The sequence below is a fragment of the Dactylosporangium sp. CS-033363 genome, from assembly GCF_050942475.1.
In the GTDB taxonomy this organism is placed as follows: Bacteria; Actinomycetota; Actinomycetes; order Mycobacteriales; family Micromonosporaceae; genus Dactylosporangium.
Genome location: NZ_CP192032.1, coordinates 6,000,813 through 6,014,288, shown reverse-complemented (window position 1 = coordinate 6,014,288; position 13,476 = coordinate 6,000,813). Strand labels below are relative to the sequence as shown.

At 75.3% G+C, this 13,476-nt stretch carries 12 protein-coding genes; 7 read left to right on the top strand and 5 right to left on the bottom strand.

What is annotated here, in order from left to right; translation table 11 throughout:
* The first annotated feature begins 130 nt into the window (after positions 1–130).
* The 4 genes from ACQPZ4_RS27785 to ACQPZ4_RS27770 all read left to right on the top strand — a co-directional run bounded on the left by ACQPZ4_RS27785 (position 131) and on the right by ACQPZ4_RS27770 (position 3,476).
* A complete protein-coding gene (locus ACQPZ4_RS27785) occupies positions 131–874 on the top strand; it encodes an STAS domain-containing protein (RefSeq protein ID WP_433041322.1) in 744 nt (247 codons plus the stop codon).
* Between the two features lie 308 nt (positions 875–1,182).
* Positions 1,183–1,743 carry a DUF6892 domain-containing protein gene (locus ACQPZ4_RS27780; RefSeq protein WP_433041319.1) on the top strand — a complete coding sequence of 187 codons (561 nt, stop codon included), beginning with the start codon at positions 1,183–1,185 and terminating at the stop codon, positions 1,741–1,743.
* 18 nt (positions 1,744–1,761) lie between these two features.
* On the top strand, positions 1,762–2,199 hold the full coding sequence (locus ACQPZ4_RS27775) for a MarR family winged helix-turn-helix transcriptional regulator (protein WP_433041316.1): 438 nt from the start codon (positions 1,762–1,764) through the stop codon (positions 2,197–2,199).
* Positions 2,196–3,476 carry an MFS transporter gene (locus ACQPZ4_RS27770; RefSeq protein WP_433041313.1) on the top strand — a complete coding sequence of 427 codons (1,281 nt, stop codon included), beginning with the start codon at positions 2,196–2,198 and terminating at the stop codon, positions 3,474–3,476. Before ACQPZ4_RS27775 ends, ACQPZ4_RS27770 begins: the two co-directional genes overlap by 4 nt.
* 15 nt (positions 3,477–3,491) lie before the next feature.
* Here the strand turns inward: ACQPZ4_RS27770 and ACQPZ4_RS27765 are convergent, their stop codons facing one another.
* On the bottom strand, positions 3,492–3,884 hold the full coding sequence (locus ACQPZ4_RS27765; RefSeq protein ID WP_433041310.1) for an ArsR/SmtB family transcription factor: 393 nt from the start codon (positions 3,882–3,884) through the stop codon (positions 3,492–3,494).
* A 90-nt stretch (positions 3,885–3,974) separates the two neighbouring features.
* Between ACQPZ4_RS27765 and ACQPZ4_RS27760 the strand changes: the two genes are divergently transcribed.
* Positions 3,975–5,969, top strand: coding sequence for a heavy metal translocating P-type ATPase (locus ACQPZ4_RS27760; protein WP_433066677.1), 1,995 nt, complete (start codon positions 3,975–3,977; stop codon positions 5,967–5,969).
* A 374-nt stretch (positions 5,970–6,343) separates the two neighbouring features.
* On the opposite strand, the gene ACQPZ4_RS27755 is transcribed toward ACQPZ4_RS27760, so the two are convergent.
* Both ACQPZ4_RS27755 and ACQPZ4_RS27750 read right to left on the bottom strand, forming a co-directional pair.
* Complete coding sequence (locus ACQPZ4_RS27755; protein WP_433041307.1) at positions 6,344–7,597, bottom strand: hypothetical protein; 1,254 nt, start codon at positions 7,595–7,597, stop codon at positions 6,344–6,346.
* Positions 7,594–9,777, bottom strand: a complete 2,184-nt coding sequence (locus ACQPZ4_RS27750) for a CHAT domain-containing protein (RefSeq protein ID WP_433041304.1) — start codon at positions 9,775–9,777, stop codon at positions 7,594–7,596. The genes ACQPZ4_RS27755 and ACQPZ4_RS27750 overlap by 4 nt, the downstream gene beginning before the upstream one ends.
* 24 nt (positions 9,778–9,801) lie before the next feature.
* Here ACQPZ4_RS27750 and ACQPZ4_RS27745 point away from each other — a divergent pair, with 24 nt between their 5' ends.
* The gene (locus tag ACQPZ4_RS27745; RefSeq protein ID WP_433041301.1) at positions 9,802–10,593 is read left to right on the top strand and encodes a hypothetical protein; all 792 of its coding nucleotides are present in this window, start codon (positions 9,802–9,804) and stop codon (positions 10,591–10,593) included.
* A gap of 14 nt (positions 10,594–10,607) precedes the next feature.
* Here ACQPZ4_RS27745 and ACQPZ4_RS27740 read toward each other — a convergent pair whose 3' ends face one another.
* A complete protein-coding gene (locus ACQPZ4_RS27740; RefSeq protein ID WP_433041298.1) occupies positions 10,608–11,495 on the bottom strand; it encodes a DMT family transporter in 888 nt (295 codons plus the stop codon).
* A gap of 72 nt (positions 11,496–11,567) precedes the next feature.
* On the opposite strand from ACQPZ4_RS27740, the gene ACQPZ4_RS27735 reads away from it, so the two are divergent.
* Positions 11,568–12,449, top strand: a complete 882-nt coding sequence (locus ACQPZ4_RS27735; RefSeq protein ID WP_433041295.1) for a LysR family transcriptional regulator — start codon at positions 11,568–11,570, stop codon at positions 12,447–12,449.
* Here ACQPZ4_RS27735 and ACQPZ4_RS27730 read toward each other — a convergent pair.
* Positions 12,439–13,470 carry a DUF4034 domain-containing protein gene (locus tag ACQPZ4_RS27730; protein ID WP_433041292.1) on the bottom strand — a complete coding sequence of 344 codons (1,032 nt, stop codon included), beginning with the start codon at positions 13,468–13,470 and terminating at the stop codon, positions 12,439–12,441. The genes ACQPZ4_RS27735 and ACQPZ4_RS27730 overlap by 11 nt on opposite strands.
* Between the last annotated feature and the right edge of the window lie 6 nt (positions 13,471–13,476).

Genomic DNA, 13,476 nt, shown 5'->3' with positions numbered 1-13,476 from the left:
GTTCCCGAACGATCGCTCCCTGCGTGCGTGACGTGCGTTTTCCGGCCATGCCGAGCGTGGGGAACGTTATCGGCGCGGTGGCGATCGCGAATTTGTTTCGGCCGCCCGTCGGGGGATCACATGGGCGTCCGTGCAGTTGTCGATCGGGACCGTACGGTTCGACGCGGCCGGGCTCACGGTGGTGACCGCCGCCGGGGAGCTCGGCCGGGCCACCCGGCCGCGGGTGCTCGCCGCGGTGCGCAAGTGCTTCGCCGACGGGCCCGGCGCCGTGGTGCTCGACCTCGGCGCGGCCCGGCTCGCCGACCCGGCCGGGCACGTCTGCGTCCTGGTCCTGCAGCAGGAGGCGGGGCGGGCCGGGGTGCCCTTCGCCGTGGTGGGCGACCGCGGTGAGCTCGCCCGCCGCCTGCGCGTGTTGTGCCCCACCCTCCGCCGGTACCGCACCCTCGCCGACGCCCGGGCCGCGGTGCTCGCGGGCGACCTGGTGCCGCGCTGGGTGTACCGGCGCGAACCGGCCGGCCGGCGGCTGCGCGCCTGCGTGCGGGAACTGGTGCAGCAGACGTGCGTGCAGTGGGACCTGGAGGCGCTGGTGGACCCGGCCCTGCTCGTCGCCGACCACCTGGTGTCGGTGGTGCGGGACTGCGCGGCGCCGGCGGTGGAGATCACGATCGACGACCGGCCGTGGCACTGGATGCTGCGGCTCAACGCCGGGTGCCGCCGGACGCCGGCGGTGGCGGTGCCGTCGGACAGGGCGTCGCGGCCGCTGCCCGTCCGGGGCGTGCGCATCGTGGTCAGCCGGGGCGCCGGCGGATGCACCGTGTGGGCGGCCCTGAACAAACGCACCGTCGCGGTGAGCCGGCGACCAGGCCGCCCATAGGAGTCGCCCCGCGACCCGGCCGCCGTTCCCCACGGGTGCGGCACGCGGCGACGGGGGGCGTCCTCGCCGCGTGCCGTGCGCACCGGGTCACCCGGCCGGCGCGCGAGCCTCTGCGCCGATGAGCGCCCCGGCCTGGAGGGGGGACGGACGGATGGATCCCGGCCGGAGCGCCCATCGGGGCGTACGACCCACCCCGCCAGGAAGGCGGCGTAGCGATCGATGGGCCGCACGCTGAGCGCTCGCTACCCCGCCACGCCGGCCGTCAACCAAACAATATTGACGGATCTTGACGGCGGTACCGTCGCAGGATGAACACGCAGGTGATCTTTCCGGACCGCGGGCTGCACATCGGGGTGCTCGGCGCCCTGTTCGACCGGGGCGTGATCAGCCGCGCCGAGATCGTGGCCGGTTTCGAGACGCTGACCGGCACCGGGCAGCAGCGGCTCACCGCCGCGCTCGACGGGCTGCACGCGCTGGCGCTCCCGGCGGATGCGGTCGCCGCGATCGAGCGCCTCGACTTCGACGGCGGCAACAGCGTGTACATGGCCATCGAGGGTGAGCTCGACTACGACACCGGCGGCGAGACCGACGACCACAACGTGGGCTCCCTGGCCGGCCTCGGCGCGATGGCCGCCCTGCGCGACCTGAGCCTGGAGGGCCACGGCTACCGCAGCCACGTCCTCGACCTGGCCCCGCTCGCCGAGTGTCCGCTGATTTCGCGGTTGTACCTCACGGGCTCCTGCTCATCCGCGCACGTCCTCGAGGCGATGCCAGACCTGCGCGAGCTGAACGTGCGCTATGCGCGCCTCGACGACCCGGCCGTGCCCGAGCGCCTCCGGTCCCGCGGCGTACTTGTCTATGCGAAATAGCTATGTAACATAGGAATCGTGGAACGCGAGGACGTACGGCTCCTGCTCGAGCGGCTCGGCGCGCTGTGGCGCCGGCAGCGGCGCGAGCGCGTTGCCCTGGCCGGGCTGTCCCAGTCCGGGATGCGCCTGCTCGCCGCCGTCAACCGCCTCGGCGGGGTCGCCCAGCCGGCTCGCCTGGCCGACGAGACGCAGATGACCAGCTCGAACGTGGCCGCCACCCTGCGCGAGGTGGAGGCGGCCGGCCTGGTGGCCCGCGACCGCGACGACACCGACGCCCGCCGGGTCAACGTCAGCCTCACGCCCGCCGGCGCCGGCCTGGTCGCCCAGAGCCGCGGCGCGCGCGAGGCCTGGCTCGCCGCCGCCATCGACGACCTGCTCACCGAGCGCGAGCAGCAGGTCCTGGCCGAGGCGAGCGACCTGCTGGCCCGCCTCGCCGCGTACGAGCCGCGCCGATGAGACGCGCCACCGCCGCCCTGCGCGTGCGCAACTACCGCCTGTACCTCGTCGGCCAGTCGATCTCGTCCGCCGGCACCTTCATGCAGGCCCTCGCGCTGGCCTTCCTCGTCCTGCACCTCACCGGCAGCGGCACGGCGGTCGGCGTGACGGCCGCCGCCCGCTTCCTGCCCTTCGTCCTGCTCGGCCCCCTCGGCGGCGTCATCGCGGACCGCGGCAACAAGCGCCGGATCCTGTACGTCACCCAGTCCGCCTCCGGCCTCGGCGCCCTGCTCTTCGCGCTGCTCGCGTGGACGGGCACCGCGACGTACCCCCTCGTCGTGGCGCTGTCGCTGGTCATCGGCGCGCTGGCGGTGCTCGACAACCCGGCGCGGCAGAGCCTGATCGCCGACCTCGTACCGCGCGAAACCCTGGCCAACGCGGTCGTCCTGAACTCCGTCTCGCTCAACGTCGCCCGCATCGCCGGCTCGGTCCTGGGCGGCACGCTGGTCGCGCTGGTCGGCGTGCCGATGTGCTTCCTCATCAACGCCGCCTCCTTCGGCGCCGTCCTGGTCAGCCTGGCCCGGATGCGCCGCGACCCCTCGCTGCCGCCCCCGGTCCGCGCCCCGCGCGCCGCCGGCCAGGTCCGCGAGGGCCTGCGCTACGCGGCGCGTACCCCCGAACTCCTGCTGCCGCTGGTCATGCTCACCGTGACGGGCATCCTCGCGTACGAGTTCCCGACCACGCTGCCGCTGCTGGCCACGGACGCCTTCCACGGCACCGCCGCGACCTACGGCCTGATGGCCGCGGTCATGGCCGGCGGCGCGGTGATCGGCGGCCTGGTCGCGGCGGCCCGCACGACGCCGAGACGCCCGGCCGCGCTGAGCATCGCCGCGATCGGCTGGGGCATCGCGATCCTGGCCGCGGGCGTCGCCCCGACCCTGCCGCTCTGCCTGGGCGCGCTGGCGATCGTGGGGTACGGCAGCATCACCTTCAACGCGACGGCCAAAACGGCCCTGCAGCTGGCCGCCCGCCCCGAGATGCGGGGCCGGGTGATGGCGCTGTGGGCCTTGGCGTGGACCGGCAGCACCGTGCTCGGCGGCCCGCTGGTCGGCTGGATCGCGGAGACGTTCGGCAGCCGCTGGGGCCTGATCGCGGGCGGCGCGCCGACGATCGCCATCGGCCTGGCCCTGCTGCCCGCCCTCCGCCGGACCGGCGGTGGTGATGCCGGCCGGACCGGTGCCGCCCCGGCCGCCGATGACGGCGAGGTCGCTTTCCTGGCGGCGCCGCGGGCCGCCTGAGCCGCCGCTGGGCGGTCAGGCCCGGGTGCTCGGCGCGGCCTCGACGTGCTGGTGCGGGACGTGGTCGCCGCCGGCGTGGTCGGGCAGGTCCCGGTCGGCGTGGTCGGCGTGGAACAACGCCTCGGCCAGCAGCGCCCGCACGTGCGCGTCCGCGGCCGAGTAGTGCACGAACGTGCCCTCCCGGCGCCCCTTGACCAGCCCGGCGAGCCGCAGCTTGGCCAGGTGCTGGCTCACGGCGGTCGGGGCCGCGCCGACGAGCTCGGCCAGGCACGCCACTGACGATTCGCCCTGCAGCAACGCCCACAGGATCTTGATTCGGGTCGGGTCGGCGAGCAGCCGGAACCCCTCGGCGGCCAGGTGGACCTGCTCGTCGTTCGGCATCCGGAAATCGGGCAGCTCGGTGTGCACCCGGCCAGCGTACCGGCATGCTCCGCAAGCTGTCTGCTCATCTGTCTGGCTATCTACGTACCTACGCAGGTATGGTGATTGCCCGTGACCATGATCTCGACACCGGCGGCCGCCACGACGGCCGCGCCGTCCGCCGCCCGGCCCCGCCGCCTCGGCGCGCGGATGTGGGCCCTGGCGGAGATTCGCTGGGCGACGATCGCCACGGTGCTGTTCGCCGCGGGCGGGCTGACGCAGCTGGCGGGAGCTCCGGCCGGCGTGTGGTGGAGCCTGTACCTGGCCTGCTACGTCACCGGCGGCTGGAAACCGGCCCTGGCCGGCCTGCGCGCCCTGCGAGCACGAGCCCTGGACGTCGACCTGCTGATGATCGTCGCCGCGATCGGCGCGGCCTCGATCGGACAGGTCTTCGACGGCGCGCTGCTCATCGTCATCTTCGCCACGTCCGGCGCGCTCGAGGCGTCCGCCACCGCGCGCACCGCCGACTCCGTCCGGGCCCTGCTCGACCTCGCCCCCGACCAGGCGACCCGCCTCGACCCCGACGGCACCGAGACCACGGTGCCCGCCGCCGGCCTCGCCGTCGGCGACCTGATCCGCATCCGCCCGGGAGAACGCATCGGCGCCGACGCGATCGTCGTGACGGGCGCCGGCGACGTCGACCAGGCCACCATCACCGGCGAGTCGCTGCCGGTGGCGAAGACCATCGGCGACGAGGTGTTCGCCGGCACGCTCAACGGCACCGGCTCCTTGACCGTCCGCGTGCATCGCGAGGCCGGCGACTCGGTCATCGCGCGGATCGTGGCCATGGTCGAGCGGGCGACGGCGACGAAGTCCCGCGCCCAGCTGCTCATCGAGCGCGTCGAGCAGCGGTACTCGATCGGCGTCGTCGTGGCCACCCTCGCCCTGTTCACCGTCCCGCTGCTGCTCGGAGCCGACCTGCGGGCCACACTGCTGCGCGCGATGACGTTCATGATCGTCGCCTCGCCGTGTGCCGTGGTGCTGGCGACGATGCCGCCGCTGCTGTCCGCAATCGCCCTCGCCGGCCGCCACGGTGTCCTGGTCAAGTCCGCCGTCGTCATGGAACAGCTCGCCGGCGTCACCGCGGTCGCGTTCGACAAGACCGGCACCCTGACCACCGGCGCGATCCGCGTCACCGCCGTCCTCCCCACCGCCACCTGCGGACTCGACGAAACCGGCCTGCTGCGCCTCGCGGCCGGCGTCGAAGCCCACAGCGAGCACCCGCTCGGCGCCGCCATCGTCGCGGCCGCACGGGACCACGGCTCGGACATTCCGCCGGCCGAGCGCTTCAGCTCCAGGCCGGGCCACGCCGTCGAGGCGACCGTCGGCGGCCGTCAGGTCCAGGTGGGCAAGCCCGCCCTGCTCGACGCCGCCGACCCGGCCCGGCCCGGCGACGCGGACCTCGCGCAGGTGCGCCGCGTCGTGGCCGACACGCAGCAGGCCGGGCGCACCGCGGTCGCCGTCGTCATCGACGGCCGGCCGGCCGGGGTGATCGCCCTCGCCGACCAGGTCCGCCCCGACGCCGCTGCCACGGTCGCAGCCCTGGCCAACCTCACCGGCACCGCACCGGTCCTGCTCTCCGGCGACAATGCCGGCGCGGCCCGCCGCCTCGCCGCCGACACCGGCATCGCCGACGTCCACGCCGGGCTGCTGCCCGAGGACAAGGTCGACCGGGTTCGTGCCCTGCAGCAGCAGGGCCGGCGGGTCATGCTCGTCGGCGACGGCGTCAACGACGCGCCCGCGCTGGCCGTCGCCGACCTCGGCGTCGCCATGGGCCGCCACGGCTCCGACCTCGCCCTCACCAGCGCCGACGCCGTCCTCGTCCGCGACGACCTCACCACCCTGCCCCCGCTGATCGCCCTGTCCCGCCGGGCCCGCCGGGTGGTCGTCGCGAACCTCGCCGTCGCGGGCGTCTTCATCACGGTGCTCGTCGCCTGGGACCTGCTCGGGCACCTGCCGCTGCCCCTGGGCGTGGCCGGGCACGAGGGCTCCACCGTCATCGTCGGCCTCAACGGCCTGCGCCTGCTGACCGACGCCGCCTGGCGGCGCGCGGCGCGCAGTGCCGCCCCATGACCCGCCGCGGCAACCCGGGAACAACCGGCCCCGGGTTGCCGCGGCTCGCCCGGCGACAGCCCCAGCCGGCGGGCCGCGACGGCCTGCCGGGGCCGCCCGCGGCCCGGGCCGGCGACTGCCTCGACGCCAACGCCATCCGGCCGCTGCCGCCTACCGCGCCGACGGCCGACCCGTCCGGCGCCGGACCCGCGGCACCGCGCGTTCCGACGCCGTCGCCGCCGTCGACGAGGAGCCCATGCGCATCGCCCGCGGCGCGTTCGTGGTCCCGCGCGGCGCGTGATCCCGCTCCGCGAGCACGCGGCGAGCGGGCGCTGGTTGACCGGGACGTGGCTGAGGCGCGGCGGTCGGCAAGCAGCGGCGCGAACCGAGGCCGGTCAGGCGGTGGCGGAGAGCCAGGCGGTCGACTGGCCGCTGCCCTTGAGCTCCACCTCGGCCGGTTTGAAGTCGGCTCGGCGCAGGTGGCGGGGCTCGTCGCGGATGATGTCGTCGAAGACCCGCTGGGACGCGGCGATGACCAGGTCCGTGGTCAGGTCGTCGCGGAGCAGGTCGCGGGCCGGCCCGCAGTCGCGCAGGCGGCACGCCTCGACCACGGCGGCGCCCGCCCAGCCGTTGGCGGCGTCGGCGACCAGGCCGAGCTGCAGGCCCAGCCGCAGCCGGATGCGCGCCTCGGGCAGCGTGAAGCGGTTCGTCTCCTTCAGGGCGATGCGCAGTTCGTGCAGCAGGTCCGGCAGGTACCGGGGAGCGTTGAGAGTCGGCGGCAGCACGGCGAGCAGGCCGTCGCCCTGCGGCTGGTTCTGCCACAGGTCGCGGGTCATGCCGGCGTGCTCGGCCGCGAGGTCCAGGGCGCGCACGAGGCGGCGCTGGGCGTCGAGGTGGCCGGCCGTGGTGCGGGGGCTGTACGACTCGATGTCGACGGCCACGCACAGCCGCTGCGTGCCGTCGCCGCTGTCCACAGTGGACAGGCGCTGAGCCAAAGGGGCGCCGAGGATCGGGACCGTGAACGGAATGGGGTCGAGGGTGCGGGTGGGGATCGGGCGGCGGAGGCGGAGCATTGGGCGTACCAGAGCGGCTTGTGGAGCCAACTCGCCGGTGAGGACGGTGCGGGCGCGGGGGAGCTGCACGACGCCGGCGACCACGAAGCCGCCGGGGGGCAGGGGGCCGCCGCGCGACGACGAGAGGGTCCAGCGCATGACGTTGAAGCCCTGGCCGCTGGTACCGACGGCGATCCCGTCCGGCAGCGCCCGCCCGTCGCCGCCGGAGTCGTAGGCGACCGGGACCGCCGTGGCCGCCAGCGCGCGGATCAGGCCGCCGTCGTCCGCGCGTCTGGGCGGTTCGAGGTCGAGGACGATCGCGTCCGGGCCGGGGCGCAGGATCGCGACGGTGGCGTCGGCGAACTCGGCCGGGCCGGCGGGCAGCTCGAACGGCACGACGACCCGCACGTAGCGCCAGTCGGCGAAGTCGGTCAGGGCGCGGAACGCCGGCGGGAACAGCTCCGGCCGGACCTCGCGGGCCTGGACGTGGCCGAACAGGATCTCGCCCTCGGGTGTCGAGCGCACCGGTGACGGGCCCAGCACCTGCTCGAACGAGCGCAGCTCGGCGGTCGCGAACACCTCGGAGTCGTCGGTCACGCGGGTCTCCCGAACAGCACGAATGGCGCCCAGCCGTGATGGTAGCCGCCGGCCAGCCCGGCCTGCGCGTGTCGCCACGCCGCGGCCAGCGTCCGGCCCTCGCCCAGCCAGTGCTCGTGCAGGCGCAGCACGATTTCCAGAACCGCATCCTCTCGTACCGTGCCCAGCGCCGTGATCAGCGCCTGCGGCCCGGCGGCCAGGAACGCGCGGGCGAGCCCGACGACCCCGTCGGCGCCGGCGACGCCGTGGCCGCTGCGGCACATCGCGAGGATCACCAGGCCCGCGTCGAGGCTGAGGTCGGCGGCGCGCAGCGGGCCGTCGGCCAGCTCGATGTAGCCGTCGGTGCCGTCGTCCCCAACTACGGCGTGGGTGCCGAGGTAGAGCACGCCGCCCGGTGGCAACGGCTGCCCAAGTAGCGAGGCACTCGGTCTGGTGTGGACGGTCGACCGCGAATAGTAGGCGGCGACATCCGGGAAGCACTCGGCGGTCAGGCGGAGGCGGCCGTCGATGAGGGCGGTCACGTCACGCGGGACCGCCATCGGTTCCCTGGGCAGGACGGTGAGGGCGGGCAGGACGGCGAGGGCGTGGCGGTGCACCAGGGCGCGGCCGCCGGGGCGCAGGGCGGGGAACGGCAGGAGCATCAGCTCGCGGTGCGGCACCACGAGCACGAGTTCGTCCGGATCGTCCGGCAGCAGGCGCTGGTCGACCGGATCCCAGAGGAGGTCGCCGAGGCGCTCCAGCAGGCCGGTCAGCGCCGCCTCCGTGGACCGGTCCGGGTGCTCGGTCTCCAGGAGCTCCCGCACGGCGACGACGTCCGGCTCCACCAGCGGGAAGTCCACCGTGGACCTCGTGACGGCACCCCGGCCGTCACCGGTCCAGACCGTGATGCGGCCGGGGTCCCGGAAATACGTGACGAACGGGCGGTCCACGCTGTCCACGGTGGACGGCGTGACCCGCGGCGTGCGGGCGGGGCGGTGCAGCAGGTCGGCGAACGCGCGGGCGCGGCTCTGCTCGGCGGCGACCAGCGCCTCCCGCGGATCGTCCAGGGTGGACACCAGCCGCTCGTACACGGGCGCGGCGAGCTCCAGGGCGGCGATCCGCTCCGGGTCGGTGGCGAGCATGTCGCGCCAGCTCTCCAGGAGTTCCGTCGCCGGGTCGCGGCCCAGCGCCTCGATGAGCGCCGGGTAGTCGCGGGTGCGATAGGCGCCGCGCACCCGCGCGCCGGGCGTGACGAACTCGTCCGGAGCGGCCGCGTACAGCGCCGCCGCGTCGCCCGCGCGCCCGGCCGCCTCCGCCTCCGCGGCCAGGAACCGCAGCGCCGTGTGCTCGGCCGCGGTCCAGTCGCCGCGGACCCGGCGCAGCCGCACCGGGGACCCGTCGGCGGCGAGCCCGACCGCCTCGTCCACTGTGGACCCGAGCCGGACGAACCCGCCGGCCGGCAGCGCCGCCCGCTCCCCGTCGCCGAGCTCGATCTCCAGCGTGCCGGTCCACGCGCCGCGCAGCGACGGGCGGGCGATGCGCCGCCGCAGGGCCTCCACGCGATGGGCCCGGACCCTTCCCGTGTACCGCATGATCCAACGCGATCCGCCGCCCTCCACCCGCAGCGAACCGGCGACGGTCAGCCGCTCCCGGTCCAGCGCGAACTCGAGCACCCCCGGTCCCTCGACCGCCCGCTCCCGGTCGGCGTAGACCGTCGCCGGACCGGCCCGCTCGTCCCAGCGCACCCAGCCCGGCCCGATCGGCCCGTCCGTCGTCCACGCCGCGCCGGTGGGCAGCAGCATGAGCGTGGCGGTGACGGCCGGATGCGCGACTCCGTCCTCCCAGGGGTGTACCGCCAGCTCGAACACCGGCTCCAGCAGCTCCCCGGTGTCCGGGTAGGGCGCCGGCCCGGGCACCCCGAACAGCGCGGCGGCGGCCAGGGCCGGCGGCACCTCGCCCGCCGGTTCCAGCGGCAGGTCCAGCCACTCGACCCGGGCGCCGACGTGCACGCCGCGGAACGTCCCCCGATCGGGTGACAGCAACCCATCCACGGCCCGCCCGCCGCCGCCCAGTTGGATCAGCCGCGAGCCGCCGTGCTCGGCCCAGCCACCGGCCAGGTCCACGTCGGCGAAGCGTCCGGCGGCGGTACCGCCGGCATCGAGCACGAGCAGCACCCCGCCGGGCGCGCGCAGCGCAAGCACGCCGCCTTCATATCATCGGCGGGCATGGAGCTGCGCTCGCAGGCTGACCCCGTTCTCACCGTGCGTGCCGGCTTCCGGCACACCGACCGGCTCGCGGCCCGCCTGCGCGGCGCGGGCTGGCGGTTCGGCCCCGACGGACGGCTGGACGTCACGGGCAACGACGTCGCGTTCGCCGGCCGGTACCTGGAGCAGCAGCCCGGCACGCTGATGGTCTCGGCGGTCGACGAGTCCGGCACGACGCTGATGGGCCGGCTGGTCGCCGACCCGGGCGGCGCGGCGTGGACGGCCGAGGTCACGTACCACGCGTTCGGCCCGACCGGCGAGCAGACCGTGGACGTCCGGCACCGCCTGGGCGTCGGGGCCGCGGCGACGCCGGACGTCGTGCCGGCGGCGTACCGGGTGGCGCTGACGGGCCGTACCGGTGACGCGGCTTTCGGCCCGATCGAACTGGACCTGTCGCTGGACCGTCCACCGGCGGTGCTGCTCATCAGCGGCGCGGACATCTTCCGCGTCGGCGAGCTCATGTGGATCACCGACGCCGACGAGTGCACGGTGACGGTCTCCGGCGACGAGCTGATCGGCCGCGTCGACGCCCCGGCCGGCACGGCGGCGGTCACGTTCACCACCCCGAGCCAGGCCCCGCCGTCGCTGCTGGTCTTCGCCGAGCTGGCCGCGACGCCGGTCGCGGCGACGGCGGCGGTGATCCGGCTGCGGCTGAGCGACGGCGGCCTGACCGGCGAGGTGACCGCGGCGGGCCGGCTGCCCTCGGGCGACCTGGTCCGCTACGAGGCCACCGTTGCCGGCCGCCGGGTCTGAACGGCGGCGCTTCGTTACGACGCCACCCGCTCCGGTTCGCGGGTCTCGACCGTGGCGCGGCGCCTGGCCTCGGCCTCGACGCGCTGGCCGTACCAGGTGCCGCCGAGGACGAGCGCGATCCCGGCGACGGCGGCCGCGGTCAGGTGGTCGCCGCCGATGCCGACCCCGATCAGCACCGCCCAGACCGGTTCGGTGCCCAGCAACAGGCTCGCGCGGGCGGCCGAGGTGCGGCGGATCGCCCACAGCTGCACCAGGAACGCGAACACGCTGCAGCCCAGCGCCAGGTACAGGATGCCGAGCCAGTCCAGCGGCCCGAACGCCCGCACCGCCGCGGGCAGGGCGGGCGCGGCGACGGTCGTGAACAGCACCGCGCCGACGACGGTCTGCAGCCAGGTGAGGGTGACCGTGTCGTACCGGCGGCCGGCCGTGAGCCGCCCGGACAGCGCGACGTGCAGCGAGCGCACGACCGCCGCGGCGAGCATGAGCGCGTCACCGGCCGTCGGGGCGCGCAGGCCCGGCCCGGCGACGAGCAGGGTCACGCCGGCCACCGCGACCGCCGCCGCCGCGAAGAACCGGCCCGGCAGCCACCGCCGGTGCACGGCTCCCTCGATCGCCGGGGTGAGCAGGATGGTCAGGCTGATCAGCACGCCGGCGTTGGTCGCGCTGGTCAGCGACACCCCGTACGTCTCCAGGACCAGCACCGAGGCCTGGGTGAGGCCGAGCAGCGCGCCGACCCGCAGCTCCGGGCGGCTCGGGCGGCGGCGGGCCATGACCGGCGTCAGCGCGAGCGCCGACACGAGGAAGCGCAGCGCCAGGACGGCCAGCACCCCGCCGACCAGGACCAGGGTCTGGGCGGCCAGGTAGCTGCTGCCCCACACCACGGCGACGACCAGCAACAACATGATCGCAGCCTGGAGCCGGACCATCGTGAAGACAAGGCGCGACCTGCTAAACCGATAGTGTAGGAAGGCCTCATGGATCTGCATCACCTGCGCCTGCTCAGGGAACTCGGCGACCGCGGCAGCCTCGCCGCCGTGGCCCGGGCGATGCACATCACGCCGTCCGCGGTCTCCCAGCAGCTGCGGTCGTTGCAACGCACTTCGCGGGTACCGCTGACCGAGCGCGCCGGCCGCCGCCTCGTCCTGACCGAAGCCGGGCGCGCCCTGGCCGCCGCCGCGATCGAGGTCTCCACCGCGCTGGACCGGGCCGGGCGGGCCGTGGACGCGTACCTCGAGGACCCGGCCGCGCCGGTCACCGTGGCCGCGTTCCACAGCGCCGGGCTCACCTGGTTCGGCCCGCTGCTCGGCCGGGCGGGCCTGCCGCCGGTGCGCTGCTCGGACGAGGACGTGGCCCAGGCCGACTTCCCGGCACTGGTCGCCGACTACGACCTGGTCCTGGCCCATCGGCTGGCGCACAGCCCGCCGTGGCCCGCGGACCGGCTCACGGTCGTGCCGCTGGTGTTCGAGCCGCTGTACGTCGCGCTGCCCGCCCGCCACGCGCTGGCCGCCCGCCCGTCGCTGACCGCGGCCGACGTGGCCGGCGAGCCGTGGATCTGCGTGCACGAGGGCTTCCCGCTCGAGGGCGTCCTGTCGGCGATCGCGGCGGCGGCCGGTCGACCGCTCGACATCGTGCACCGGGTCAACGACTTCAGCGTCGTGGCCGCGATCGTGGCGGCGGGCGGCGGGCTCGCGCTGCTGCCCGGGTACACCAGCCGTCCCGGTCCCGGCGTGGTCCTGCGCCCGCTGGCCGACCTGCCGGCCGGGCGGCACATCGACGTGCTCGCCCGCCCGGAGAGCCTGCACCGGGCCACCGTGCGCACGGTCCTCGCCGCGCTGCGGGACCTCGCTACGAGGTAGGCCGTCCGGCGTCCTCCCAGGCCAGGGTGGTTTCGGCCCGGACGGCGCAGAACTGGTCCAGCGGGTCGTCGAACCATTCCCAGGGCTCGGCGCCGCAGTACCCGCCGACGGCCCAGAACTGGTTCATCGACTCGCGGTGCCGCCCCGCCCGGACCAGCCGCGCGGCGAGCCAGTGCCGCAGGTAGGGCAGCTTGATGTCGGCCGGGTCGGCGGCGGCCGCGTCGGCGATGCCCGCGCTCAGGGCCCGGTTGACGCGGTCGCCGCGGTCGAACGCCGCCCGCTCGTCGCCGTCCTTCGGCCGGAACTCCTCATGCAGCATCTGAATCCGGTTCATCGTCAGCACCGAGCCGGGCGGCGCGGCGGCGATGGCGGTCTCGACGAACTCCTCCACGAGTTCCAGCGACCCGTACCAGCGCGGCCGCCAGTAGTTCCAGGCCCGGTGCGTCGCCGTGAACGAGTGCGGCGCCCGCGCGGAGATTTCGCGCCACAGTTTCCGGTACTCGTCGTTGGACCACCGCAGCCCCAGCGCCGCCGTCTGCAGCGCGATGAAGGGTGCGGGATCGGCCGGCTCGGGTTCCATGGCGGCGGCGCAGATGTCGGGCACTGCACGCAGTACCCGGAAGAAGCCCTGCCATTGTTCCCGGCTGACGTTCTTCGCCCAGTCGCTGGAGCGGATCTCCCACGCCTTGTTGACCTGCGACTCCGCGTAGACGCACAGCGCGTTGACACTGCGCGGGTCCGCCGCGAGCCACTGCCGCAGCCAGGCGTCGTTCGCGGTGGCGGCGTTGCCGAGCCTGGTGAGCAGCGCGAACCGCCGCTCGGACACCATCGGCACGGTCCTGAGGAACGCGGCGAGCTCGGGCCAGTTGCCGCGCGCCACGAGCGGATCGACGACATCGAAGTCCGGCGCGGGCCCGGCCCGGTCGGCCCGGATGTGCTGGCGGGGCACGTAGCCGTACGCCGCGGGGTCGATGGTGCGCTCCTCCGGCTCGCCCCGGCCCAACCACTTGCGCAGCCCCATGGCCGA

Excerpts from the sequence above, each read along its gene's own strand:
- ACQPZ4_RS27760 (WP_433066677.1), top strand. The coding sequence starts at position 3,975 with ATGATCTCGACACCGGCGGCCGCCACGACGGCCGCGCCGTCCGCCGCC.
- ACQPZ4_RS27735 (WP_433041295.1), top strand. The coding sequence starts at position 11,568 with ATGGATCTGCATCACCTGCGCCTGCTCAGGGAACTCGGCGACCGCGGC.
- ACQPZ4_RS27780 (WP_433041319.1), top strand. The coding sequence starts at position 1,183 with ATGAACACGCAGGTGATCTTTCCGGACCGCGGGCTGCACATCGGGGTG.
- ACQPZ4_RS27770 (WP_433041313.1), top strand. The coding sequence starts at position 2,196 with ATGAGACGCGCCACCGCCGCCCTGCGCGTGCGCAACTACCGCCTGTAC.
- ACQPZ4_RS27740 (WP_433041298.1), bottom strand. The coding sequence starts at position 11,495 with ATGTTGTTGCTGGTCGTCGCCGTGGTGTGGGGCAGCAGCTACCTGGCC.
- ACQPZ4_RS27730 (WP_433041292.1), bottom strand. The coding sequence starts at position 13,470 with ATGGGGCTGCGCAAGTGGTTGGGCCGGGGCGAGCCGGAGGAGCGCACC.
- ACQPZ4_RS27745 (WP_433041301.1), top strand. The coding sequence starts at position 9,802 with ATGGAGCTGCGCTCGCAGGCTGACCCCGTTCTCACCGTGCGTGCCGGC.